The organism is Alkalihalobacillus alcalophilus ATCC 27647 = CGMCC 1.3604 (assembly GCF_000292245.2).
Lineage (GTDB): Bacteria > Bacillota > Bacilli > Bacillales > Bacillaceae_D > Alkalihalobacillus > Alkalihalobacillus alcalophilus.
The window spans coordinates 1-24,613 of the sequence record NZ_ALPT02000063.1 but is presented as its reverse complement, the minus strand read 5'-3'; the positions used below and the strand labels follow the sequence as shown (position 1 = coordinate 24,613).

General features: G+C 38.0%; 23 protein-coding genes. 18 read left to right on the top strand and 5 right to left on the bottom strand.

Going from position 1 to position 24,613, the window contains the following annotated elements:
- Nucleotides 1-312 precede the first annotated feature (312 nt).
- The 4 genes from BALCAV_RS15400 to BALCAV_RS15385 all read left to right on the top strand — a co-directional run bounded on the left by BALCAV_RS15400 (nt 313) and on the right by BALCAV_RS15385 (nt 5,192).
- A complete protein-coding gene (locus tag BALCAV_RS15400; RefSeq protein WP_040324096.1) occupies nt 313-1,092 on the top strand; it encodes a class I SAM-dependent methyltransferase in 780 nt (259 codons plus the stop codon).
- Nucleotides 1,093-1,548: 456 nt separating this feature from the next.
- Nucleotides 1,549-3,033 carry a DHA2 family efflux MFS transporter permease subunit gene (locus BALCAV_RS15395; protein WP_004427968.1) on the top strand — a complete coding sequence of 495 codons (1,485 nt, stop codon included), beginning with the start codon at nt 1,549-1,551 and terminating at the stop codon, nt 3,031-3,033.
- Between the two features lie 328 nt (nt 3,034-3,361).
- Entirely contained in the window at nt 3,362-3,634 is a 273-nt protein-coding gene (locus BALCAV_RS15390) for a hypothetical protein (protein ID WP_004427969.1), read from the top strand.
- Between the two features lie 319 nt (nt 3,635-3,953).
- Nucleotides 3,954-5,192 (top strand): Bcr/CflA family efflux MFS transporter, encoded by a 1,239-nt coding sequence (locus BALCAV_RS15385; RefSeq protein ID WP_004427970.1) that lies wholly within the window; start codon nt 3,954-3,956, stop codon nt 5,190-5,192.
- 109 nt (nt 5,193-5,301) lie between these two features.
- Here BALCAV_RS15385 and BALCAV_RS15380 read toward each other — a convergent pair whose 3' ends face one another.
- Entirely contained in the window at nt 5,302-6,147 is an 846-nt protein-coding gene (locus BALCAV_RS15380; protein WP_326938318.1) for a putative RNA methyltransferase, read from the bottom strand.
- A 372-nt stretch (nt 6,148-6,519) separates the two neighbouring features.
- Between BALCAV_RS15380 and htpX the strand changes: the two genes are divergently transcribed.
- Entirely contained in the window at nt 6,520-7,428 is a 909-nt protein-coding gene (htpX, locus tag BALCAV_RS15370; protein WP_004427972.1) for a protease HtpX, read from the top strand.
- 94 nt (nt 7,429-7,522) lie between these two features.
- Entirely contained in the window at nt 7,523-8,029 is a 507-nt protein-coding gene (locus BALCAV_RS15365; RefSeq protein ID WP_004427973.1) for a hypothetical protein, read from the top strand.
- Between the two features lie 185 nt (nt 8,030-8,214).
- Here the strand turns inward: BALCAV_RS15365 and BALCAV_RS15360 are convergent, their stop codons facing one another.
- Together BALCAV_RS15360 and fdhD are read right to left on the bottom strand one after the other, a co-directional pair.
- The gene (locus BALCAV_RS15360; RefSeq protein WP_004427974.1) at nt 8,215-8,445 is read right to left on the bottom strand and encodes a hypothetical protein; all 231 of its coding nucleotides are present in this window, start codon (nt 8,443-8,445) and stop codon (nt 8,215-8,217) included.
- Nucleotides 8,442-9,254 carry a formate dehydrogenase accessory sulfurtransferase FdhD gene (gene fdhD / locus BALCAV_RS15355; RefSeq protein WP_004427976.1) on the bottom strand — a complete coding sequence of 271 codons (813 nt, stop codon included), beginning with the start codon at nt 9,252-9,254 and terminating at the stop codon, nt 8,442-8,444. Before fdhD ends, BALCAV_RS15360 begins: the two co-directional genes overlap by 4 nt.
- Before the next feature lie 372 nt (nt 9,255-9,626).
- On the opposite strand from fdhD, the gene BALCAV_RS15350 reads away from it, so the two are divergent.
- The 9 genes from BALCAV_RS15350 (at nt 9,627) to BALCAV_RS15310 (ending at nt 20,045) form a co-directional block, all read left to right on the top strand.
- Nucleotides 9,627-10,883, top strand: a complete 1,257-nt coding sequence (locus BALCAV_RS15350) for an L-lactate MFS transporter (RefSeq protein WP_004427978.1) — start codon at nt 9,627-9,629, stop codon at nt 10,881-10,883.
- 50 nt (nt 10,884-10,933) lie between these two features.
- Nucleotides 10,934-11,299, top strand: a complete 366-nt coding sequence (locus BALCAV_RS15345; protein WP_004427980.1) for a Na-translocating system protein MpsC family protein — start codon at nt 10,934-10,936, stop codon at nt 11,297-11,299.
- A 183-nt stretch (nt 11,300-11,482) separates the two neighbouring features.
- Nucleotides 11,483-13,840 carry an FdhF/YdeP family oxidoreductase gene (locus BALCAV_RS15340; protein ID WP_004427983.1) on the top strand — a complete coding sequence of 786 codons (2,358 nt, stop codon included), beginning with the start codon at nt 11,483-11,485 and terminating at the stop codon, nt 13,838-13,840.
- Between the two features lie 305 nt (nt 13,841-14,145).
- The gene (locus tag BALCAV_RS15335) at nt 14,146-14,916 is read left to right on the top strand and encodes a gluconate 2-dehydrogenase subunit 3 family protein (protein WP_004427987.1); all 771 of its coding nucleotides are present in this window, start codon (nt 14,146-14,148) and stop codon (nt 14,914-14,916) included.
- 24 nt (nt 14,917-14,940) lie between these two features.
- Nucleotides 14,941-16,656, top strand: coding sequence for a GMC family oxidoreductase (locus tag BALCAV_RS15330; RefSeq protein ID WP_004427988.1), 1,716 nt, complete (start codon nt 14,941-14,943; stop codon nt 16,654-16,656).
- 16 nt (nt 16,657-16,672) lie between these two features.
- Nucleotides 16,673-16,879: a twin-arginine translocase TatA/TatE family subunit gene (gene tatA, locus BALCAV_RS15325; RefSeq protein ID WP_004427989.1), complete on the top strand. Its 207-nt coding sequence runs from the start codon at nt 16,673-16,675 to the stop codon at nt 16,877-16,879.
- Between the two features lie 30 nt (nt 16,880-16,909).
- Entirely contained in the window at nt 16,910-17,656 is a 747-nt protein-coding gene (gene tatC, locus BALCAV_RS15320; protein WP_004427990.1) for a twin-arginine translocase subunit TatC, read from the top strand.
- 381 nt (nt 17,657-18,037) lie between these two features.
- Nucleotides 18,038-19,240, top strand: a complete 1,203-nt coding sequence (locus BALCAV_RS15315; protein WP_004427991.1) for an acetyl-CoA C-acyltransferase — start codon at nt 18,038-18,040, stop codon at nt 19,238-19,240.
- A 28-nt stretch (nt 19,241-19,268) separates the two neighbouring features.
- Nucleotides 19,269-20,045 (top strand): enoyl-CoA hydratase-related protein, encoded by a 777-nt coding sequence (locus tag BALCAV_RS15310; protein WP_004427992.1) that lies wholly within the window; start codon nt 19,269-19,271, stop codon nt 20,043-20,045.
- Nucleotides 20,046-20,155: 110 nt separating this feature from the next.
- On the opposite strand, the gene BALCAV_RS15305 is transcribed toward BALCAV_RS15310, so the two are convergent.
- Complete coding sequence (locus BALCAV_RS15305; RefSeq protein WP_004427993.1) at nt 20,156-20,677, bottom strand: gamma carbonic anhydrase family protein; 522 nt, start codon at nt 20,675-20,677, stop codon at nt 20,156-20,158.
- Nucleotides 20,678-20,993: 316 nt separating this feature from the next.
- On the opposite strand from BALCAV_RS15305, the gene BALCAV_RS15300 reads away from it, so the two are divergent.
- Together BALCAV_RS15300 and BALCAV_RS15295 are read left to right on the top strand one after the other, a co-directional pair.
- A complete protein-coding gene (locus BALCAV_RS15300) occupies nt 20,994-21,329 on the top strand; it encodes a hypothetical protein (protein WP_004427994.1) in 336 nt (111 codons plus the stop codon).
- A gap of 123 nt (nt 21,330-21,452) precedes the next feature.
- Nucleotides 21,453-22,139 (top strand): N-acetylmuramoyl-L-alanine amidase, encoded by a 687-nt coding sequence (locus tag BALCAV_RS15295; RefSeq protein ID WP_004427998.1) that lies wholly within the window; start codon nt 21,453-21,455, stop codon nt 22,137-22,139.
- Nucleotides 22,140-22,665: 526 nt separating this feature from the next.
- On the opposite strand, the gene BALCAV_RS15290 is transcribed toward BALCAV_RS15295, so the two are convergent.
- Nucleotides 22,666-23,766: a DNA alkylation repair protein gene (locus tag BALCAV_RS15290; RefSeq protein ID WP_040324092.1), complete on the bottom strand. Its 1,101-nt coding sequence runs from the start codon at nt 23,764-23,766 to the stop codon at nt 22,666-22,668.
- 179 nt (nt 23,767-23,945) lie between these two features.
- On the opposite strand from BALCAV_RS15290, the gene BALCAV_RS15285 reads away from it, so the two are divergent.
- The coding region (locus tag BALCAV_RS15285) for an RNA-guided endonuclease TnpB family protein (protein WP_040324091.1) at nt 23,946-24,613 on the top strand (668 nt) is incomplete at its 3' end.

The following is a 24,613-nucleotide window of genomic DNA, read 5'->3' as shown; positions in this document are numbered from 1 at the left end:
AATTGGGCTACGCCCTTCACACGCTTGAAGAGGGAGACTTCTTTCGGAAGTAAGTTAAATGATTTGAGCACTAAAACAGTTACAACAACAACAAAAACAGGGACAGCTAAAGATAAAAGTAAACTAAAGATACCAAATAAAGCAAACTCCATTTAAGTTCCTCCATTCATCTATAAAAACTGAATTTAAATGTATTTACGTGAGGACTATTAATAAGGTTTCGTTAAATCTAAAGGAGGCTAACTTTGAGAGGTCACTAAAAAGGTTAATTATGATAAGATAAAATTATACAGATTTTAGGAGGGGTGACTTATCGGAATGGATTTTCATGATCAGAAAAACCGAAGCTCTTATATGACTAGAAAGGCAAATCAAAATTGGTTAAAGATGGTTCAGAAACTCGTTCCTATCACAAAGATCGAGCGAGCAATTGATATCGGTTGTGGTGGGGGGATTTACACGAAGGCTTTATTAGAGATGGGGGTTCAATCAGTTATTGGTATCGACTTTTCTGAAGTGATGATTGAAGCAGCGAAGGAAAATTTGAAAAATTATCATAATGTTACTTTTCAAAAAGGGACGGCCTATGATTCTCAAATTAAAGCTGATTCTGTCGATTTATTATTAGAACGTGCCCTTATTCATCACCTTGATGACTTAAATGCCTGTTTTAGTGAGAGTTATCGAATCTTGCAAAGTAAGGGTTATTATTTAATTCAAGATCGAACTATAGACGATTGCCTCTTGCCAGGAAGTGAAGAGCATATTAGAGGCTATTTTTTTGAATTATTTCCTCATCTAATCGAAAAAGAAAGTGCAAGAAGATATACAAGTGAACAAGTTGTATCTGCGTTAAAACATGCTAATTTCGCTGAGATCTCAGAAGTCCAACTTTGGGAAGTCCGGAAAGAATACAAGGCAAAGGATGAACTTTTAAATGATATCAGGGAGAGAACAGGAAGAAGTATTTTACATGATTTAACGGACGCGCAACTTCAGGAGTTAGTCTCGCATCTTGATGAAGTATTACCTTCAGGAGAAGCGATAGTCGAGAAGGACCGTTGGACAATTTGGAAAGCACAAAAGGAATAACGTCTTTAATTATGTAAAAAGAGAAGTATGACTTTGTTGTAGAGGAGCAACTTAAGTTTGGTTTAATTAAACATTTTATTAACTCTTATTTTCCCTCATGTCTTGGATTTGTTTAGGAATATTATCTATCTAATTATTAGTACTAAATAGGGAAAGGTGACCCATATTAGGGGAGTGTTTAACCCGATATTTAGATTTACGAAATAAAATGCTCTTTATTTAAGAATGAAGCAGGCTAACTTATGGGTTAAAACAAGGGTTATTGAAGGGTAGAGAGAATGAATGACTGTAATATTAAGTAAGAAGGGCGATTATTAAAGAGTTTTTCTTTACAAGAAAACAAGTCTTGTCTTATTCGAATTGGTTTAAGCCATAGTGTTGAATCAATGAAGAGAACTTTGGAGGCATTATCGAACACGGTGTTGATAATTGCTTATTTAGAAATGGGGAATAAAGATGCAACAACAAAATGATGTGATTAAACCCGATTATGCGCTTATAGTCGTATTATTAGCGGGAGCCTTTGTCGCTTTTTTAGCGAATACATTGTTAAACATTGCTTTACCTACAATTATGGAACAGTTTCAAATTTCGCCTTCGACCGTTCAATGGGTCACGACAGGGTATATGCTAGTAAATGGTGTATTAATACCGATTACGGCTTTTTTAATCCAACGATTCTCAACGAAAAAATTATTTTTGGCAGCGATGATTCTCTTTACAGCAGGTACACTCGTAGGTGGGTTTGCACCTAGTTTTGCCTTCTTATTAGCTGGAAGAATGATACAAGCATCAGGAGCTGCGATTATGATGCCTCTCCTTATGAATGTTATGTTATCTAGGTTCCCGATAGAAAAAAGAGGACAAGCGATGGGTGTTTTTGGACTAGTCATGATTTTTGCACCTGCGATAGGTCCTACACTTTCTGGTTATTTGATTCAACATTATGATTGGCCAATTTTATTTCATATTATTTCTCCGATTGCGTTTTTAGTTTTAGTTGTGGCAGCTTTTAAAATTAAAGAAAAAAATGACCAGATGGAAATCAAGATTGATGTCCTTTCTGTGATTTTATCGACGCTTGGTTTTGGCGGAATCCTTTATGGATTTAGTTCCGCTGGTGATAAGGGTTGGTCTGATTTAGTCGTTCTACTTACATTAGGCGTTGGATTTATTGCGTTAATCATTTATATTTTTAGGCAGTTTAAGTTAGAAAAACCAATGCTTGATTTTCGGGTCTATCAATATCCGATGTTCTCACTTTCATCAGCTATTTCCATTACGATGAATTTAGCCCTTTTTTCAGGAATGCTTTTAATGCCGATTTATTTACAGATCATTCGTGGATTTACCCCTTTAGAAGCAGGGGTGTTAATGCTTCCAGGAGCCATTGTGATGGGGATTATGTCTCCAATTACAGGAAGACTGTTTGATAAGTTTGGAGCTAAGGTTTTAACGATAACTGGTTTATCGATTACACTCGTCTCGAATTATATTTTTAGTAATTTAACATTAGAAATTCCTTATTCTACTTTAGTGATGATTTTTACATTACGAATGTTTGGAATGTCGATGGTGATGATGCCAGTTATGACCAATGGCTTAAATCAGCTTCCGAGTAGGTTGAATCCACACGGAACAGCTATGAATAGCACCTTAAATCAGGTTTCGGCAGCGATTGGCTCTGCGTTATTAGTTACGGTCATGCAAACACGCTCAAATTTTTCGGCCGAACGAATGACGGAAGAACTGACATCAAACAACACAAGTGCTGAGATGGTTCAACAAATTGCAATTTTATCACAGCTGGAAGGGATTAATTTTGCCTTTTTTGTTTCCACGATTATTCTTGGGTTCACCTTACTTCTTTCTTTCTTTATAAAAAGAGCACAGCCACCTTTAGAGGGTGACCCTGAGAAAAAAGTCATCAAAAGTTTATAGGGATAAGCATTTTGAGTGTGAATCGACATTAGGAAAGCCTATTTAAGTCGAATTTAATTAGGCTTTTTGACGAAAGTTGTTCATTTCCCGGAAAATATGTTTGATTGTATCGTATTTTCCCGCAAAAAAGAGCCGATGTTTAAATGGTTAGTCACTTAAGTTTTTACAATTCAAAGTAAGAGAAATATTATCTTTCCCGACTTTATATAGAACATTCTTTTTTAAAAGAGAATTTTTGCAACATCTTTGACCAATTTTTTCATGACATGACTTGTTTTTTTCAAGGGCATACTTTGTGTACAGTCCATTGGAGAGGCAGGTGAGAAAAATGAAAAAAATGGTATTAGGTGTGGTTTCAACTGCATTAGCTTTTGGTATGCTTACAGCTTGTGGGAATGTCAATGAGCCTAATGATCCGATTTTGGATGAAGAATTACCTACAGAAGATCCTTATGTTGAGGATGGGTTAGATGACAACTTAGGTGAAGAGGACATCAATGAAGGTGTCGACCCTCAAGGTTTCCGTGGGGGCTCTAGAAGAGGGAACTTAGATCCACATAATATTGATCGAGAGCGTATGAATGATTATTATCGTAACTAATCATTAGTATAGACCCTTGGGCCACTTCGGAGGTTCAAGGGTTATTTATGATTTTTTGAGAAGTTGAAACTAATATATTGGTGATATTTTCAAGCGATTATTTTAACTAATGAGAGAAAGTTCAATCAAGATGGTAGTATGGTAAATATGAGGCAAAAGTAAAGCTATTTTTAGGGAAACGATCTATAATAGGGATATTCATTTAACAGGTCGTACAATGTGTTGATGATTTTAGTGGGCGAGATTTTTGAGCCCTTTTTGTTTTGGTCAAAACTAGCTTGAGCTAGTGAATTTATCGTGTAAGGAAGGTGTTAGTGAGATGATACAAAATCCAACAGGGAAAAAGCGAATTGCTTTAGCATTTATTTTAAGTTCTCTTGCAATATTAGGCCCTTTTAATATTGATATGTACTTACCGAGCTTTCCTGAAATTGGAGCAGATTTAAGGGCTAGTGCATCATTAGTTCAGTTTAGTTTAACAACCTTTTTAATTGGGTTAGCAGTTGGGCAAGTCATTATTGGTCCCATAAGTGACTCTGTCGGGCGGAGAAAACCACTCTTAATTTCATTAACATTATTTTCTGTTGCTTCATTAGTTTGTGCTCTTGCCCCTAATATTACCGTTCTTATTATTGGTCGTTTTTTACAAGGGTTAACAGCATCAGCCGGGATCGTGCTTTCTCGGGCGGTTGTGAGTGATGTGTTTACAGGGCGTGAATTTACGAAGTTTTTTGCTTTATTAATGGTGATTAATTCAACAGCCCCAATGATTGCCCCGATGACAGGGGGAGCGGTTCTATTATTACCATTTGCCACTTGGCATACGATCTTTTATTTCCTTAGTGTTTTAGGATTAGTGATTGTTTTTATTGTGGCGACGAAATTAAAAGAATCATTGCCACTTGAAAGAAGGCAACCAAGTTCTATTGGACATTCATTACGAACAATGGGTAGTTTAATGCGAGATAGGTCATTTATTGGTTATGCACTAATAGTAGGAATAATTCATGGCGGAAGCTTTGCCTATGTAGCTGGAACCCCATTTGTGTACCAAGGTATTTATGGAGTTTCTCCTCAAGTGTTTAGTATTTTGTTTGGAATTAATGGATTAGCTATTGTTGCGGGTAGCTTTACTATTGGACGCTTAAGTGAAAAATTCCATGAAAGAAGCTTATTAAGGGTCGGAGTCTTAATTGCCGTCTGTGCCAATTCATTGCTTTTACTCACAGCGATTGTTCAAGGACCATTAGCGATGGTTGTTTTAGCAATTTTTGTCTATATGGGTTCAATTGGGATGATTATTACAAGTGCGACTACATTAGCGATGCGTTCACAAGGGCATAGAGCGGGGAGTGCAAGTGCTGTTGTAGGAATGTTGCCTTTATTTGTTGGTTCACTAATGGCTCCACTAGTCGGAATTAATGAAAGCTCGGCTGTTCCAATGGGAGCGATAATGTTTATGACTTCATTAATTGGGTGCATCATTTTCTTTACATTGACGAAAAAAGAAGTTGTGATAGAAGAAGGTCATTATAAAAAAGCGGTAGCGGAAGGGTAAACAATCGATTACCTGAATAAATGAGTTGTTAGTGTAAGTGTTTGCCACTAGTTCAGTCGAGCTAGTGGCTTTCCTTTTTAGCTGATTTCAATTCTGTTCGGGTTACTGTTTACGATTTGCCAACAACGACCTCTAAATCCACGGTAATCGCTGAAGCCGAATATTCTCTTATAAATTGTTCTATTTTTTCTTCGCTTGCTTGCCATGTTAATGGAGTCATATTCACTAATGAACGGAGCTCGTCTGTTTGTAACTTTTTTGTGTAAGTCAATGGGTAACGTTCGACTTGGTGAAAGTTTTCTTTAAAAAGAGTTAAAGTGTTCTCATTTTGATATTCTTCCTGCTCTTGTTTTTGGAAAAAGAACTGTCTAAGCTCTTTTAAATAGGAAGGGCGTGGAATTACTTTTATGACGATGCCATTAGGTGCGAGCAAACGTATAAACTCTTTATAATTTGATGGAGAGAGAATGTTTAACAAAACTTGAAAACTTAAATCAGCGAATGGTGATTTCGCTAAGTCCCCTACAAGCCAGACATGTCCTTCATAATTTTTGGACGCTTGTAGTATGCCATCCTTTGCAATATCTAAACCAAAACCTGTGAATCGTTCTAAGCCGTCTTGCGATAAAATTCGTGCAAGGTGAGAACCTTCTCCACATCCAACATCTAATATTGTTAGGCTCTTGCGATCATCTGCAAACTTCTCTTTATGTATAATATCCGTGATTAGCTTTTGTAATGGGCTAAAAAAATCGGTTTTTACAATTAAATGATGACGATATTCAAATAAAGTCTTGTCATAGTGGCTATTGGACTGCTGTACCATCAAATTTAAGTAGCCTTGTTTTGTGAAATCAAAGGTATGGTTATTTTTGCATTTAAAACTTTTCAACTCAGATACAGCAATAGTGCTCTGACAAATGGGGCATTTAAATAAGTGCTTAAACTGTTGAATGAGTTCAGCACTTTTTATTTTTTACTTTTTGACACAACGACTGACACCTCTTTTAAGAAAAACATCTTGCTCGAATTTTACCATAAAGTCATAACGAAAATGAAACGGTTTATTATGCTTGAAGAAAAATTAGTAGGGGGAAGTCGGCCCAAAAGAGGAATGGCTACTAAAAAAGACCTGTTAAATAATGTGAAAAAATAATCTGATTGAGTGGGAAAGAGACCTAGATGAGGTTGCTTTGTCTAACTTATATCACACTTATTGATTTAAAGCCGTCGTTCGTGTGAAATTATGAATCTGTGAATAATATTACAAACTTTGTCCTATTTCGTGTTAAAATAGTAGCACTACTATATTTACAGGGGGATCGAAATGGGAAAACGAATTTTACTTTTCTTATTAACGAATATTTTGGTCATGACGACAATTATGGTCGTCTGGTCAGCAATTATTTATTTTACAGGTTGGGATTTATCGTTCCAAAGTGATGGAAGTATTAACTTTGCAGCGATTATGCTCTTTAGTATTATTGTTGGTTTTGCAGGTTCCTTTATTTCATTAGGGATGTCTCGTTGGGTTGCCAAAATGATGATGAAGGTCAAAGTGTTGGATCCAAACGGAAGCTTATCACCAATAGAACGTTCAGTTGTTGAGAAAGTACATCGCTTATCACGTGCGGCTGGATTAACTCATATGCCTGAAGTAGGAATTTATCAATCTCCAGAAGTGAACGCATTTGCGACTGGTCCATCTAAAAAACGCTCACTAGTAGCGGTTTCAACAGGTTTATTACAAGCGATGGACGAGGATGCAGTTGAAGGGGTTATCGCTCATGAGGTTGCCCACGTTGCGAACGGTGATATGGTAACAATGACTCTTTTACAAGGGATCGTCAATACATTTGTTGTCTTCCTATCAAGAATTGTTGCGATTATCGCATCACGTATCGTTCCTGAGCAATATTCGTTTATCGTTCATTTTGCGTCAATTATTATTTTCCAAATTCTGTTCTCTATTCTTGGAAGCATTGTTGTTAATGCGTATTCCCGTCACCGTGAATTCCACGCTGACCGTGGGGGTGGCGACTTAGCAGGGAATGATAAAATGGCTCACGCTCTTCGTTCATTAAAGGCTCATGTCAACCGTGCAAAGGTTCAAAATGATCGTACAGATGATTCTGCCGTTGCGACAATGAAAATTAGTGGAAAAGGTGGAATGAGTAAATTATTCTCCACTCACCCTGATTTAGATGAGCGTATCGCTCGTTTAGAAGCACGTTAATAACGAAACTTAAAATCAACTACTCCGATTTTTTAGGGGTAGTTGATCTTTTCATAACAAATCAACTAAATGATACATATTTGGAGGGATTAACATGTTTACAGTCGATCAATATATTGAAAAGGTTCGTACCCATTTACAGGAGCATACGGAACTATTAACGAGACAACTAAAAAGGGTAAACGGTTATTTGTTTTCAGCGGACGTTGACTTAATTGAATTTGTGCCGTCGATTGAACCGACCCGGTATGAAATTTCGATCATGATGTTTTCTATGAATAATGAAAACAATGAAGTATTTGAAGAAGATGTAGCAGATGAAGGTTTTGCTGGTAGTGAGGAGCTGTTATCGGAGGTTCATTATTTCCAACTAAAAGATTCTGATAGAGAGACATTCGAACAGTTTTATGAAAAGCATGGTGAAGAAATTGAAGAAAAAGAATACAGAGTATTTGCTGAATGGTTTCTTGCTTGTTTTGAGCAAGCTGGTAGTTGCCAGGTAAATAAGCGAGCCTACTTTACGGGGCATGATGCGAGTTCGTCCTTTGATTTAAAAAAGAAAAAGTGGATAGATGAGCAGGGTAGATGGAATCAATCTTAAGGTTAGAGAGCTGTTATGGCAGTGATTATTTTTGTGGTCAAGCAAAAGCTGAGTACTTGGTAGCTGTGTACAAATAGCCATCTATCCATTAAAAAGCCATCATCCTAGTACTCCACTAGTCATGACAGCCATTCAACCCATTTAATTAAACGTTTATTTAATCGCTCATTCAGATTCGTTTTTCGTTAACCTTCTAACAACTTTATCATTTTTTTATTCCGATTTAATTGTTCTTCGCTATCTGCTAAATCATATTTCTTTAACAAATGAAATAACTCATTTAACTCTATTTGACTTCGTTCGTTTTCCAAATAATCGGTACATCTTTGATAAAGATCTTTAGGTAAGACATGTTGTTGGGATGTTAACTTTGCTTTTACATCTTCTAAAGGGTGATCGATTTTACATGAACTCATTTTGATTCCTCCTCATTATTTTCTAAAATAATTCTTTCTGGATGGGAGTAAATATTAAACGAACCGTTTCGGATAAACCCAACGGCTGTGATGTTTAAATCTTCTGCTAGCTTAATCGCTAAATCAGTCGGTGCTGACTTCGATAAGACGATTCCAACGCCTATTTTAGCGGCTTTAGTTAAAATTTCAGAAGAGATTCGCCCGCTAAATACGAGGATTTTATCCTTGACGGAAATTTGATTTAATAAGGAATAGCCAAATAGTTTATCGAGAGCATTGTGACGTCCGATGTCGGTGCGACTGACGATTAACTCGTCACTAGAGCAAAGGGCTGCATTATGAACCCCGCCTGTTTGTTTAAAAACAATACTTTCCGATTGCATTTTTTTCATAAGTTGGATACATTGTTCAGCTGTTATTTTCGTTTTTGACATAGACGTTTTAGCTGTTCTGACATCGTTTTGGAAATAAAATTGACGACTTTTCCCACAGCATGAGCCAATAAAGCGTTTGGAGAAAGTTTGTTGGCTAACAAATTTATCTTGGATTAATTCGATGTGAGCGAATCCAGCCCCAATATCAAGCTTAAAATCTTTAATTTCTTTTCGGAAACGAATGACGCCTTCAGAAGCTAAAAATCCAATGACGAGTTCTTCTAAATGGAATGGACTACATACCATTGTGGCAAACTCTTGACCGTTTATCATGATCGTTAAAGGGAACTCAATGACGATTTCGTCTTCTGTTTCTAGCAATTGCGTGTCTTGGTATTTGATAATCGACCTTTTGAGACTTAATGACTCCTCCATATAAATCTACCCACTCCCTTTCAAATGATTGATTTTATCTAAACACAATCTTTTGATGGTGACAAGTGGAATCAAAACGAATGCAGTAGTTGATAAAAGTTCATTAAAAAGCGTAAATTATATTGAAAATGGTTACAAAACAAGTTATGATTTAGGGAAGAAGCATTCATAAATTTGTAACATTTAAGTGCAGGAATAGCGACCCTGTTGCCTGGCTTGAGCGTTACGTACTGAAAGCGATTTCTATTGGGATTTAAGTAGCGTTCCCTGCTTAAAACTAATCGTCGCCACTTTTAAGGATCTATAGCTTATTTAGCTATATTCTTTAAAAGTGACGACGATTTTTTTATTATGACAAGAGGAGGAAAAAGAGTGAGTGAACATGTGAAAAAGACAAAGAATAGGTGGCTGATTGCTTTAGCTGCGGTCGGTATCCATATTTCTATTGGTTCCGTTTATGCTTGGAGTGTCTTTACAAACCCACTACATGACCAGTTCGGTTGGGGATTGAGCTCTATTTCTTTAACATTTAGTATTGCTATCTTATTTTTAGGTCTTTCAGCAGCATTTATGGGTCATTTTGTAGAGAAGTATGGTCCAAAAATCTCAGGGATTGTATCAGCTAGTTTCTTTGGAGTAGGGATGATAGGATCTGGTTTTGCAACAGCGATAGAGTCGTTATGGCTCTTATATGTCTGTTACGGGGTTTTAGGGGGAATTGGTTTAGGTGTTGGTTATATTACACCAGTATCAACCTTAGTAAAGTGGTTCCCAGACCGTCGTGGGTTAGCTACAGGTCTTGCGATTATGGGATTTGGTTTTGCCGCAATGATTGCAAGTCCTATTATGGGATCGTTAATTGATTCAGTTGGGATTTCATCGACTTTTTACACATTAGGTGCGGTTTATTTTGCGATTATGATCTGTGCGGCTCTTTACTTAGAGCGTCCACCTGAAGGGTATATGAGCGAGTTTGCAGCAGGGGGAACAAATGTGAAGCCTGACCTTGCCCAGTTAACAGCAAATGAGGCTGTAAAAACAAGACGTTTTTGGTTTTTGTGGGTAATGCTTTTTATCAACGTAACATGTGGAATTGCGATTTTAGCGGTTGCTTCACCAATGGCTCAGGAGCTTGCGGGGTTATCGGCAGCAGCGGCAGCTACAATGGTTGGAGTTATGGGTGTCTTTAATGGTCTTGGTCGTATTGGTTGGGCTACAGTTTCTGATTACATCGGTCGTCCGGCCGTTTATACGACATTTTTTGCGATTCAAATTGGAGCATTCTTTATTTTACCAAGTATTACAGCAGCAATCGTGTTTCAAGTGATTTTAATTTTAATTATGACTTGTTATGGTGGTGGATTTGCCTCGATCCCAGCATATATAGGGGATATTTTCGGTACGAAACAACTTGGAGCGATTCATGGCTACATTTTAACAGCTTGGGCAGCGGCAGGACTTGTTGGTCCAACAGTTGCCAGTTGGATTCGTGAAACAACCGATAGTTATGCGGGCACACTTTACATTTTCGGTGCCATGTTTATAGTTGCATTAATTGTTTCTCTTGTGATAAGAATTGATATAAAGAAATTAAAAGAAGCGAACAATTCAAAGCAGTTGGCTAGCTAATAACTGGATGAACGTTTGAATGAGCTATAATCTTTGAGCGAGGGTGAATAATGAATAAATACGAAGCTGAATTCAGTAATCTTGTTCGTGCTTTTCGTAAAAAACATATGGGAAAAGGACCGAGTAAGATAAACACAACGTTCTGTAAACATTGGGCGATCTGTGAAATGGAGGGAAATCTTTCACCTGTGGAGAAGTTTATTGCATCCGCAGATGAAGGTAAACAAATGCTTCGAGCGGCTAGAACAGAGATGGTCAAAGATATGTATCGGAAAAATCGACCGTATGAAATGGAAGAGTTATTACAAAGTAACTTAGTCGATCTCTTTGTTGATATTGATATTGAACGTGACTTTGGAATGTCTATCTTTGTCTTTGATGAAAATATTGAAGAGAAGTTCAACAATAAAAAATAAAATTGGTTCGGGCACTTGGTAGCGCTCCTGCAAAAGGCTAAACCATCGTTTATCTACTAAGGCTCGTTTGTTTTATTAGTTGAACGGTGGTTTTTTGTCTATGTAGGCGTCTAGGCCAGTACATTATGAATACGAGCGATCATATGCTTGTATTAAGTAGATTTTTTTGAGGAGTGATTCGTTATGGGGAAAACAAAACATACAGGTCCAATTAAATTACCGAAAACCCTTGCACCTGATTTATGGGTTAGTAAAGTTCCATTTGGTCTTGGGAAAGTAAAACCACATCATATTCGTGAAACAATGAAGGTCGTTTGGCATAATAAAGATAACTTAAATTATGCAAAGAATATTATTACAAAAGGAGTGTGTGATGGCTGTGCACTAGGTGTTTCTGGACTTTATGACCAAACGCTAGCAGGGCCACATGTTTGTACAACAAGATTAAATGTTCTACGCTTAAATACAATGCCAGCGATGAAAGAAGAAATCGTTCACGCGGACATTGATGAATTAAGAAAGTATACAAGTGCGGAGCTCCGCGAGTTAGGCCGTATTCCATATCCTTTAATCCGTCGTCCTGGAGAGCGTAAATTCTCTCGCATTGATTGGGATGAAGCAATGGATATGATCGCTAATAAGATGAAAAAATTAGACCCAAAAAATTATAGCTTTTTCTTAACATCAAGAGGGATAACGAATGAATCTTATTATGTAGCAGCAAAAGTATCGAGGTTCCTTGGAACGAACAATATTGATAATGCCTCAAGAATTTGTCACTCTCCGTCCAAAACGGCATTAAAACGCTCACTTGGAATTGGAGCATCAAGCTGTAACTATAAAGATTGGATCGGCTCTGATGTGATTGTATTCTGGGGTTCGGTTGCAGCCAATAACCAACCTGTTTCAACAAAATATATGTATGCAGCTAAACGAAAAGGGACAAAAATTATTTGTATTAACCCATATCGTGAGCCGGCTATGGAAAACTATTGGATTCCATCAGTTGGAGAATCGGCGTTATTTGGAACAAAACTGGCTGATGATTTCTACCAAGTAAACATTGGTGGCGATATTGCGTTTATGCATGGAATTATGAAGCATTGGTTTGAAATGGAAGAAGAGGAGCACGGTTCAGCGATTGATCATGATTTTGTTCAAAGGCATGTCAATGGTTATGACGAATTAAAACAAAAGGTAAGCGAACAATCTTGGGATGAAATCGTCAAGTCTTCTGGTGTAACAAAAGAGCGTATCGGGGAGCTGGCGTTGTTACTTGCTAAGAGCAAATCAGGAATTTTTGTTTGGTCTTTAGGATTAACCATGCATACATTTGCTTCTGATAATATTTCACAAGTAGCGAATCTTGCTCAATTACGTGGTTTCTTAGGGCGTGAGCATACAGGAGTAATGCCAATTCGTGGACACTCAAGTGTTCAAGGAAGTGGAGAAATGGGAGCTGACCCATTCGTATTACCTGGTGGCGATTTTGATGAGAAAAATATTGAACGGATTGAAAAGCTGTGGAATTTTGAGCTTCCTAAATGGCAAGGGGATGTTTTAGGTGTTTCCCTAGAGAACTGTTTATTACCGGAGGATCATGAGCGCAAAGTGAAAATGTATTATTTATCGGGTGGTAATTTCTTAGAAACAATGCCTGATCCAAAGTTTATTGAAAAAGCTCTTTCAGAACTCGAAATCCGTGTCCATCAAGACATTATTTTTAATACGTCTACCCTTGTCGATGCAAAAGAAGCGGTCATCGTGTTACCAGCGAAAACACGTTATGAGCAAGACGGTGGTGGAACGTCCACTTCAACAGAGCGTATGGTTTATTTCTCTCCAAAAATTGAGGGAAATAAGCAAGAAATTGAAGAAGCACGTTCAGAGTGGAAAATTTATATCGACTTAGCGAAGCGGGTAAAACCAGAATCAGCCCATTTAGTCGACTTTAAGGATGGCCAAGCGATCCGCGATGAAATGGCGAAAGCAAACCCAAATTATGAGGGCGTTCAACATTTGAAAAAACAAGGGGACGTTTTCCAATGGGGTGGTGCTTGGTTATGTGAGGATGGGATTTGCCCAACTCCAGATGGAAAAGGAACGTTAATCCCGGTTGATATTCCTAACTTAAATAAAGTATCCGGTGATTTTTATGTAACAACGAGACGTGGAAAGCAATTCAATTCAATGGTTTATAGTGAAAAAGATGGTTTTAATGATGCCGAGCGTTATGATGTTTTATTAAATGCAGAGGATGCAAAAGATTTAAGCATCACAGAGCGTGAATTAGTCGTTGTTTACAATCAGCATGGTGTATTTACTGGTAAAGCTCGTTTTGTTGATATTGCCCGTGGCAACTTAGAAGTTCACTTCCCAGAAGGAAACTTCCTATTACCAAAAGGGGTTTATGAGAAACTTGCTAAAATCCCAAGCTATAATGTCGCTGTTAAATTAGAAAAAGCGGAACGGTTCAATGCCCGTAAAGATATTCAATATTTAGAGAAAAAAGTAGATGACTTAGAAATGACAGCTGAATAAGGATAATTTTTATGGAAGTTACTGGTGAGGCTAAGTGCCTTATCAGTAGCTTCTTTTACATGTTTCGAAAGTATCGCCAAGCTTGAGATGGATACAAACTTATCATTAAAAAAGAAAGCTGCTTAGGTTTTGAATTTGGTGAAGGAAAGTAGCCTCAAAATTAAAAGTGTACGAGAAGGAAATCTCTTTTCGTACACTTTTTTAGTTGTGGAAAAATATAGAAATTTAATATCTACATAAAATGCCAAATATAGGGGAGATTGAAAACAAGTCATACATTTATTTACTGGAAGGAGTGATTAAATTTGGAAGAGAAAGAACCGAAATCAACGATGTCAAGGAGACGATTTATTCGCAATTCAGGATTAGTTGCGGGAGGTTTAGTCGGTGGTGGAGTTATTGGTGGATTAATTGGTGCTAATACAAGGACTGGCGAGCAAGCAGTCAACCCTGAAACGGGTGGTGCTCAAACAGGGAAGGTTATTAATTTTCAGCAAGCCCCTCTTTATTTTTCAAACATGGAAAGGTTTGCTGTACTTGAAGCCGCTTGTGAACGCATTTTTCCAGAAGATCAAAATGGGCCAGGGGCGATTAGCTTAGGCGTTCCCTTTTTTATTGACCATCAGCTTGCTGGAGCATGGGGATATAATGCCAAAGAATATATGCAAGGTCCGTTTTACCCAGGTTCAGAGTTCCAAGGGTATCAAACTGCTTTGTTGAGACATGAGGTTTTTGATGAAGGGATAACAGCGATTGAAAAATATAGTAGCGACCATTACGAAGGTGCTAAATTTGTTGAATTAGATGATGAACAAAAAGATGAGGTGCTGAGTCAGTTTGCAGATGGAGAAGTGGAAATGCATGGTGTCACTTCAACCACATTTTTTAGATTGCTTAGGGCAGCGACACTAGAAGGTGTATATGCCGATCCAGCCTATGGTGGAAATAAGAATATGCAAGGGTGGAGAATGAAGGGATTCCCAGGTCATCAAATGAGCTTTTTAAATCAAATTGAATCGGAACAGTTTATTGAGATTGAACCTAACAGTTTGCGTAATTATACAGACCATCATTAATTAAGTTAGAGGAGGCTTTAGTAAATGGCGACAGAGTTACCGAAAAAAGAGGCAGTTATTGTTGGGATGGGTTGGACAGGTAGTATTATTGCTGCTGAGTTAGCGAAAGCCGGAGTAGAAGTGGTCGGTTTAGAAAGAGGAAAGGAAAGAGGATTAAAAGATTATTACGTTGTTCATGATGAGCTACGTTATGCGATTCGTTATGATTTAATGCAAGACTTATCAAAGGAAACGATCACCTTTAGACATCATTTAAATGAACGAGCCCTGCCAATGCGCCAAATGGGTTCCTTCCTATTAGGGGAAGGTTCAGGTGGTTCAGGTGTTCACTGGAATGGGCAGACATATCGATTTTTGCCCTATGATTTTCAAATTCGTACCCAAACGATTGAAAAATATGGGGAAGAGAAAATCAATCAATTAAATTTACAGCTCCAGGATTGGGGCATTACCTATGATGAGCTTGAACCGTATTTTTATGAATTTGAAAAGGCGGCAGGTATTAGTGGTGAAGCAAATCCTCTAGGTCCAGAAAGAAAGAATGAGTATCCAAATCCTCCGATGAAAGAAACGCCGATTACAGCGAAATTTAAACAGGCGACCGAAAATTTAGGCTATCACCCATTCCATGTACCGTCATCGAATATGAGTCAAACGTATGAGAACCAATATGGGGCTACTTTGTCTGCTTGCCAATATTGCGGTTATTGTGAACGATTTGGCTGTGAGTATGGAGCAAAAGGGGATCCAACAGTAGCGGTCATTCCTTTTGCTAAAGAGACAGGAAATTTTGAGTTGCGCCATTTTGCTAATGTGACAGAGGTTATCCATGAGGGTGGGAAGGCAACAGGGGTTCGATACATTGATGTCAAAACGAAAGAAGAATTTATTCAACCGGCAGATATCGTTATATTGTCGGGGTATGTGATGACGAATACAAGATTGCTGCTTACTTCAAATTTAGGAAGCCCTTATAATCCAGAAACAGGAGCAGGAGTGATAGGAAAAAATTATTGTTATCAATTATTGCCTGGTGTAACTGGTTTCTTTGATGAAGAAAGATTTAATACCTTCATGGGAGCTGGTGCATTAGGAGCTAGTATTGATGATTTTAATGGTGATAATTTTGACCATGCCGATTTGGATTTTATTCATGGCGGAAACATTGCCTGTACGCAAACAGGAGCAAGGCCAATTGCTTCTAACAATGTTCCTGCAGGGACTCGTAGCTGGGGCAGTGAGTTTAAAGAATTATCGATTAATTATTACACGAGGTCGATTAGTATTTCTGCACAAGGAGCCTCGATGCCTGTTCGAGAAAATTATTTAGACTTAGATCCGACATATAAGGATGCATATGGATTGCCGTTATTACGGATGACATATAACTTCACGGAGCAAGATCGTAATCTTTATCATTATATTGGTGAAAGATTGGATGAAATTATGCTGGAGATGGGAGCATCCCAAATTTCTGAAAGATCGAATTTAGAAAACTATGATATCGTCCCTTATCAAACGACCCATAATACAGGAGGGGTTATTATGGGGGATGATCCGGGTACATCAGCGGTCAATAATTATTTGCAAATGTGGGATGCAGAAAATGTCTTTGTAGTAGGAGCATCCGCTTTTGCACATAATAGTGGGTATAATCCAACAGGGACCGTTGGTGCACTGGCCTATCGTGCAGTGGAGGGAATGTTGAAATACCGTGAAGAAGGCGGAAACTTAGTTTAAAAAAGGAGGAAATAAGATGGGGATTCCTAATATCGGAATACCGGGTTTAATAATTATTTTAGTGATTACATTAATTATCTTTGGGCCTAAAAAGTTACCAGAAATCGGGGCGGCGTTCGGACAAACTTTATCTGAATTCAAACGTTCAGCTAACAGTATTATGTCTGATGACAGTTCATCAACAGAAGTGAATAAAGAGAAAGATACAAAGGAAAATCAGTAGCTGGAACAAGATAAAAAAAGGGATGATTTTATGCGGGGTGAACAAGCTGGAGCTCAGCAATCAATTGTGGAACATTTAACCGATTTACGGAAGGCAGTTCTTTATTCGGCTATTTTCTTCGTACTGTGTTTTATTGGGATTTTATTGTATATCAATAAGGTAATCCCTTTCATTACAAATGATCATAAACTAGTGATGCTCGGACCTTTAGATGTGATTCGATTTTATACAGGGATTGCTGGAAGTCTTAGCCTCGGGCTTTCCGCTCCTTTTATCGGTTATCAAATATGGAAATTTGCCAAACCAGCGTTAACGGAGCAAGAGAGCAAAACCGCTTTAACCTTTATTCCAAGTTTATTTATTAGTTTTATTTTAGGGTTATCCTTTGGGGTACTAGTCATTTTCCCAACCGTCTACTCCTTTTTAATGGGGTTGGGAGTAAAAAACTTTGAAATAATGATTACGGCCAAGGAGTATTTCTCTTTTTTGATGATGACAACGATTCCGTTAGGTTTCTTATTTGAAGTTCCATTGTTGATGATGTTTTTAACAGCGATTGGGGTCGTGACACCTGATAAACTAAAAGAAGTAAGGAAGTACGGTTATGTTTTGATGGCTGTCGTTTCGGCTCTCATTACACCACCAGATTTTATCTCACAACTAATCGTGTTAGTCCCGTTAATGTTGCTATATGAAATAGGCGTTATTTTATCAAAAGTGATGTATAAGAAGCGGCTGCGAGCAATGGGAAATGAGAAAGCGTTGGTTGTGGAATAATGAAGTTAACTAGTTCGATTTTCAATTTAATTTTTTAAAGTGAAATCCCTTTGTTAGAGGGATTTTATTTTGTGTGCTACGGGAATCGAGATTGATGACAGTTGTCTCAAAACACGAAATTTATTACCAATATTTTTACGAACGTTATTTATTTCGTAATAATATTTTAGTGAAAAAAAGTAATTCATCGGAAAAGGTAGAATGATGCAGGAATTATATAAAAGGTGTAGAAAGAAATTATAGAGAGAAATAAGGAGAAGTTCAAACTCAAATAATCTTTATTTTAATGTTAGTGTATTTAAAACGTTCGTATAAAATACACTAATTAAAAAGAAGGGGCTATTACATAAAAGGATCGATTAAAAGGGGGAGTAAGAAATGGTGAAAGAGGTAGTCATTGTCGATGCAGTTCGAACGCCGATTGGGCGATATAAGGGAGGGCTTAAAAATGTCCGTCCTGATGATTTAGGGGCGATCGTGATTAAAGCGTTAGTAGAAAGGAACCCCGAGTTAAATCCAAATGAGATTGAAGAGGTGATTTTTGGGAATGCCAATGGGGCAGGTGAAGATAATCGAAATGTTGCCAGAATGTCTGCACTATTAGCTGGCTTACCGGTGGAAGTAGGTGGAACGACATTAAACCGTCTGTGCGGTTCTGGTTTAGATGCAGTCAATTATGCGGCCCGTTCGATTGCAGTAGGAGATGGGGATGTTTTCATTGCAGGAGGTACAGAGAGTATGACTCGTGCTCCATTTGTCACTGGGAAGTCTGAAAGCGATTACCCCCGTGGCAATATGACGATGTATGATACGACTATTGGATGGAGATTTATTAACCCTGCCCTAGATGAAATGTATGGGACAGACTCTATGCCGCAAACGGCGGAAAATGTCGCTGAGCAATTTAACATTAGTCGCAAAGAGCAAGATGCCTTTGCTTACCAAAGCCAACAAAGAGCTAAACAAGCAATGGAGGAAGGTAAGTTTGCGAATGAAATCGTACCTGTTTCGATCAAAGACCGTAAAGGAAATGTAACGGTTATTCATCAAGATGAACATCCAAGACCAGAAACGAGCTTAGAAAAGTTAGGCACCTTAAAACCACTTTTTCGTGATGGGACGGTTACTGCCGGGAACGCATCAGGGGTTAATGATGGAGCCGCCGCCTTATTAATGATGAGTGCAGAAAAGGCAAAGGAGCTCGGACTGAAACCTTTAGTGAAATATAAAGCCTCCGCTGTTGCGGGAATTGAACCAAGAATTATGGGTGTTGGTCCAATCTATGCGACGAGAAAAGCATTAAGTCGTGCTCGTCTAACGATCCAAGATTTGGGGTTAGTAGAATTAAATGAAGCCTTTGCATCTCAATCATTAGAATGTATCAAGCAGCTTGAGCTTGACCAAGAGATAGTTAATGTGAACGGAGGATCAATTGCTTATGGTCACCCATTGGGAGCGAGTGGAGCCCGTATTTTAACGTCTTTAATTTATGAAATGAAAAAACGTCATGTTCAAAATGGACTGGCGACGATGTGTATCGGAGTCGGCCAAGGGATTGCAACGATTGTCGAAAACATCGATTAAATGAGTTTAGAAAGGAGCGTATGCTTTTATGGGAAAAGTGCTTTATGAAGAGAAAAATCAAATAGCTTATGTAACAATAAACCGGCCAGAAGCGTTAAATTGTTTTGACTATGAAACTCTCGTACAGTTGCAGAAGATTGTAGAGGGGCTTCATATTAATAAAGAAGTTCGTGTTGTCATTTTTACAGGTGCGGGGGAAAGGGCTTTTAGTGCTGGGGCTGATCTAAAAGAAAGAAAGACATTAAATCAAACAGAAGTTAAACGTAATGTGAAAGCAATTCGAGATGTTTTTTCAGCGATCGCGGCTCTGCCACAACCAACGATCGCCGGGATTAATGGTTATGCTCTTGGTGGAGGTTTTGAGTTAGCTCTTGCTTGCGATTTTCGTTATGCGGTTCCAGCTGCGAAAATCGGCTTAACAGAAGTGAGCTGGGCCATTATCCCAGGAGCTGGGGGTACTCAACGGCTATCAAGATTAATCGGTCCATCAAAAGCGATGGAACTCATTTTAACAGCTAAAAAAATTGAAGCAAAAGAGGCGTATGCTTTAGGTATTCTAAATGGGGTTGCTGAAAGTTCTCAGCTGATTCCAACTTGTGAGGGGCTAGCCAGTGCCATTACTGCAAACGGCCCTATAGCTGTTCAACAAGCAAAATATGCGATTTTACATGGCAGTGAAGTTAGCTTACAGTCTGGTTTAGCTCTCGAAGAAAAAGCTTATGAAGTGATTATCCCAACTAAAGATCGAATGGAAGCCTTGGAGGCCTTTATTGAAAAAAGGAAACCGAATTTTAAAGGAGAATAATCAAGTTTTGCTGAACAATTTAGCTGAATTTGCCCTATCAAAATTTCAAAATGGCTTTGAGGAATAAGTTCTCAGAGCCATTTTGTTTAGAGTCAAAAGTACATATTTTATTAATTTTCGGATTCTAATTCGGCTTTATATTCTTTTCCTTTATCTTTATACGTATCTATCGTCATTCTAATGACTTCTAAATCTTTGTCGGTGAGCTCACGTACGACTTTCCCAGGTGAACCCATCACCATCGTACGAGGCGGGATTTTCTTGCCTGGTGGAATGAGGGCATTTGCTCCAATAAAAGCTGATTCTCCAATCTCAGCTCCATCCAATACGGTCGCTCCCATCCCAATAAGTGCACCGGTCCGAATTGTGCATCCATGAAGGATAACATTATGACCAATTGAAACCTCGTCTTCTAAAATCGTTGGAAAACCTTCGTAATTATGAACCGTACTATTTTCTTGAATATTACATCGATCGCCAATACGGATGGGGGCTTCGTCTCCTCTAATAACTGTATTGAACCAAATACTAGATTCTTTTCCAATTGTGACATCACCAATCACATGGCAACCTGGAGCGATAAAAACGCTTTCATCAATCGTTGGTTTTGTTCCACGGTAACGATAAATCATAATAACCCTCCTAAACTATTTTATAAGACAATCTTAATATAACATTTTTAAGACGAACGTTGTTATTTCCTATACTAATTTCATCCTTTTTTGCCTATGAAGTTATGAACTATGAATATTTAAATCGGTATGAGGTATGTACACTAGGTATCAACCTCTTTTTGAAGACAATATCTAAGGTGCTAAACTATTTCTGCTAAATTCCACAAGTGACGAGGGGGAAATCCCCTGCCGCTTTATAGAATCTCACATATATTGCTAGTACATCGGTAGATTTTTTCTATCGATGAAATATTAATATAGAGGGGGAAAAATGATGTGTAAGAATCATTATGGCAGTGGCAGTAAGTGGGATAATGAGCCGATTCGTGTAGAGTTTGATCCATTTACAAGGCAGTATCACCCAAAAGGGAATAGTAATGTTCTTGGAGCAAATATGTCGAAGGTATTAGGTGTTCAAGGTGGTAAACGACCTAATCTTGACTGTACAGAGTTATCTTTTAAATATAAAGAAAAAGAAAGTAGTGGAGCGTTTCGTGCTCTAAACATTGATTATGTCGAATGTACTCCTGTAGCTGATGAATCCGATAATGACAATGATAATGGCAATAACGGTTGGATTTGCTGTAAAAGAGTTTCACCTTCAGTCTAGCAACCTTAATGGAAGAACACGCGAAGCTAAGTGAATATTTTCTGCCAACTAAGTGAATTGGGTATAAAGTATTATCTACAAACTCCGATATAAGTTATAAAGCTTATGATTAGGAGATTTGTCATGAGAAACTTCTATATTATTACACTTTTATTTTCTGTTACTAGTTTAATAGCGTGTTCAAACCAAGAAGTAGTAGAGGTTCAAATAGAAGCATCCCCTGCGACGATTGCAGCTGAAGTATGGGAATATCAAGCTCAGGTGGTAGATTGGTTTCTACCGGTAGAACATTCAAAAGAACGGGTGGAAGAGATTACTCATATTATGCTTCATTTCACGAATAACGCCTCACGAAATACAGCCAACCCTTATGATTTGGACGAAATTTATCAGTTGTTTATTGAGTATGAAGTATCTGCTCATTATATGATTGATCGAAATGGGGATGTGTATATGTTAGTTCCAGAAGACCGAGTCGCTTTTCATGCGGGACAAGGAACGTTGGAGGCTTATCCTGAATATGAGAATCAACTTAATGAATATTCAATTGGGATTGAGCTATTAGGAATTGGGACAAAGGAAGAAATGGTTTCGATAATGACAGATGAACAATATGAGCAACTCTCTCCTGAAACGATTGGTTTTACGATGTCTCAATATCGTTCATTGAATGAATTATTAGCCGATATTTATCAAAGAAATTCTGAGATTAAGCGCGATCGAATCCACTTAATTGGACATGATGAATACGCACCAGAACGGAAATTTGACCCAGGTTCTTTATTTGAGTGGGAACAAATTCAGTTTTAGACTATTGATTTAGGGGAGAACCGCCACTATCCTTTTTTGATAGTTTTAAACAAGTGTTTTCTCTTTTAGTTTCACTTAGTAAAGTACAAATAGCTGGCAGCTTAATATAAGTTGCTAGCTTTTTGTTTTGTTGTTGTGGGATTGTGAAGCTGAACGAGAATTGGTAATAAAAAATGAGTTTGTTGAGAATTACGTTGCGAATAACAGAGAATAAGGAATGAAAATGCCTAATGGCAAGATTAGAGTGCGAATAGTAGAGGATAAGGAATGAAAAAACAGTTTGGCGAGGATTAGGGTGCGAATAATAGAGGATAGGTAACGAAAAAGGAGTTTGGTAAGAATTAGGGTGTGAAAAACAGAGGATAAGTAATGAAAAGCACTGGATTACAAAATTAGGGTGCGAAAAACAGGAGATATGTAATGAAACTCACGCAAATGCAAATTTAGGGTACGAAAAACAAAAAGTTCATAGATCAATAATGACAATTAATGGTCTATTTAAACAGAGTGAGAGCCAGCAAATTAACTAAGTAATTTGCTGGCTCGTTTCTTTTTCTCTATGCACATCAAAAGAATGTGTTCCAACTTCAGCACCGTTTACAAATAGAGTTAAGCGATGTTTACCTGGATAATGTTTTCTCGTCGAAAGGTCTTTAAAGGAATGTTTGCGGGTATATTTATGCTTCCCGGGTTTGAAGCTTTTTTCGGTTAACTGAAATAGTTTACGGGAGCTCTTACCAGTCTTTTTAACAAAATCGATAGCAAATTCAATTCTTAATTTTATAGGGTGCTCGGAATGGTTGTTAACATTGAATGAGAACGGAAGAATTTCACCAATATGAACATCATTAGGTACAAAAAAATCAGTTACTTCAATATCGTTGCTCAAATGGAAACCAAAAAGGGTAAGGATGTCTGGGTCTGCTTTTTTTAGTAACGTTCGGCAGCCGTGCTTTAAAATCCAATCGGTTCGCTCATTGTGACCGTACCATTCTTTAGCAAGTTTTTTTACTAGTTCTGGATGATCCTTTGAAATGTCATTTAAATGATTCGCTACGCTTTTGCGGACATAGAGACTCTCATCCTCTTTTAATACTGTTAAAATTGGCAGAATGGGCGTCGGATCGGCTTTTAGCTGATGTAATGGTTTAGCCCAAGGAAGCCTCGGTCTAGCTCCTTCGCTGGCGAGCCTACGGACGTGTTCATTTTCATCGAGTGCCCATTTGGACATCACTTCGAGCATTTCCTCTGGTCTTTGCTCAATGTAAGGACGTACAGCAAACTCTGAGCTTGAGTAAGGAGTAAAGGCTTTTAAGGCTTGAACAGATAAATTCCAATTATTTAAACCATACACTTCAACAAAGTCAGGGAAAAACAAATAACCAAAACCTTTACACGAAGGAGCTATTTCCATTAAATAATTGATGGCGTCTGCGTATGATGGGGTTGTATGATCAATTGCTTTTGAAATATGTCTGATTCTTTGTTTTAATTCAAGCGCGTTCCAATTTGAATCAAACACAAAATTGTAAAAACTCGGCTCAGAAAAATCAGGGTAAATGGATTTCAGTTGCTTTGTAAAAGGTGTTAAATACTCCTTCGTATAAAGGTTCTTTAAAGGTTCCATAAATTCTCCTTTTTGGTTAATGAAATTAGTTTTATCATTTCCCGACAGAAGACTCCCTCTTCAATCGTGTGAAGGGAGAAGCCCAACGATAAGGGGGAGATGAATGGCGGTTGGCGGTAGCCAAAGAGATTCTTGTTAGGATATAATAAGAACATACATTCCTATCTGAGGTGAAAACAATGCTCATCAACAAAGCATACAAATTCCGTCTCTATCCAAGCAAAGAACAAGAAACCCTGATTGCTAAAACCATCGGCTGTTCTCGTTTTGTATTCAATCGCTTTTTAGGACAATGGAACGATACCTACCAAGAAACAGGCAAAGGGTTAACGTATTCTTCTTGTTCGGCTGAATTAACGCAACTAAAAAAGGAATTCGTATGGCTAAAAGAAGTGGACAGCATTGCCCTTCAATCCTCCCTGAAAAATCTTGCCGATTCCTATACTCGATTCTTCAAGAAACAAAATAAAGCTCCGCGCTTCAAGTCTAAAAAGAATCCGGTACAATCCTACACCACGAAAGTAACAAATAGCAACATTGCCATAGTAAACAACAAAATTAAATTGCCGAAACTGGGTCTTGTTCGCTTGGCCAAAAGTCGTGAGGTTGAAGGACGTATTCTGAGCGCTACAGTCAGACGAAATCCAAGCGGAAAGTTCTTTGTATCCATTCTAGTCGAAACAGACGTACAGCCCTTGAAAAAAACGGAATCATCTATCGGTGTAGATTTAGGCATCACGGACTTTGCGGTTCTTTCTGATGGTCGTAAGATTGACAACAATAAGTTCACATGCAAAATGGAAAAGAGACTAAAACGTGAGCAACGAAAACTTTCAAGACGTGGGTT

What these genes read in the sequence shown, in the direction of transcription:
- BALCAV_RS15395 (WP_004427968.1), top strand. Translation starts at nt 1,549, where the DNA reads ATGCAACAACAAAATGATGTGATTAAACCCGATTATGCGCTTATAGTC.
- BALCAV_RS15390 (WP_004427969.1), top strand. Translation starts at nt 3,362, where the DNA reads ATGAAAAAAATGGTATTAGGTGTGGTTTCAACTGCATTAGCTTTTGGT.
- BALCAV_RS15385 (WP_004427970.1), top strand. Translation starts at nt 3,954, where the DNA reads ATGATACAAAATCCAACAGGGAAAAAGCGAATTGCTTTAGCATTTATT.
- htpX (WP_004427972.1), top strand. Translation starts at nt 6,520, where the DNA reads ATGGGAAAACGAATTTTACTTTTCTTATTAACGAATATTTTGGTCATG.
- BALCAV_RS15365 (WP_004427973.1), top strand. Translation starts at nt 7,523, where the DNA reads ATGTTTACAGTCGATCAATATATTGAAAAGGTTCGTACCCATTTACAG.
- BALCAV_RS15360 (WP_004427974.1), bottom strand. Translation starts at nt 8,445, where the DNA reads ATGAGTTCATGTAAAATCGATCACCCTTTAGAAGATGTAAAAGCAAAG.
- fdhD (WP_004427976.1), bottom strand. Translation starts at nt 9,254, where the DNA reads ATGGAGGAGTCATTAAGTCTCAAAAGGTCGATTATCAAATACCAAGAC.
- BALCAV_RS15345 (WP_004427980.1), top strand. Translation starts at nt 10,934, where the DNA reads ATGAATAAATACGAAGCTGAATTCAGTAATCTTGTTCGTGCTTTTCGT.
- BALCAV_RS15340 (WP_004427983.1), top strand. Translation starts at nt 11,483, where the DNA reads ATGGGGAAAACAAAACATACAGGTCCAATTAAATTACCGAAAACCCTT.
- BALCAV_RS15330 (WP_004427988.1), top strand. Translation starts at nt 14,941, where the DNA reads ATGGCGACAGAGTTACCGAAAAAAGAGGCAGTTATTGTTGGGATGGGT.
- tatA (WP_004427989.1), top strand. Translation starts at nt 16,673, where the DNA reads ATGGGGATTCCTAATATCGGAATACCGGGTTTAATAATTATTTTAGTG.
- tatC (WP_004427990.1), top strand. Translation starts at nt 16,910, where the DNA reads ATGCGGGGTGAACAAGCTGGAGCTCAGCAATCAATTGTGGAACATTTA.
- BALCAV_RS15310 (WP_004427992.1), top strand. Translation starts at nt 19,269, where the DNA reads ATGGGAAAAGTGCTTTATGAAGAGAAAAATCAAATAGCTTATGTAACA.
- BALCAV_RS15305 (WP_004427993.1), bottom strand. Translation starts at nt 20,677, where the DNA reads ATGATTTATCGTTACCGTGGAACAAAACCAACGATTGATGAAAGCGTT.
- BALCAV_RS15300 (WP_004427994.1), top strand. Translation starts at nt 20,994, where the DNA reads ATGTGTAAGAATCATTATGGCAGTGGCAGTAAGTGGGATAATGAGCCG.
- BALCAV_RS15295 (WP_004427998.1), top strand. Translation starts at nt 21,453, where the DNA reads ATGAGAAACTTCTATATTATTACACTTTTATTTTCTGTTACTAGTTTA.
- BALCAV_RS15290 (WP_040324092.1), bottom strand. Translation starts at nt 23,766, where the DNA reads ATGGAACCTTTAAAGAACCTTTATACGAAGGAGTATTTAACACCTTTT.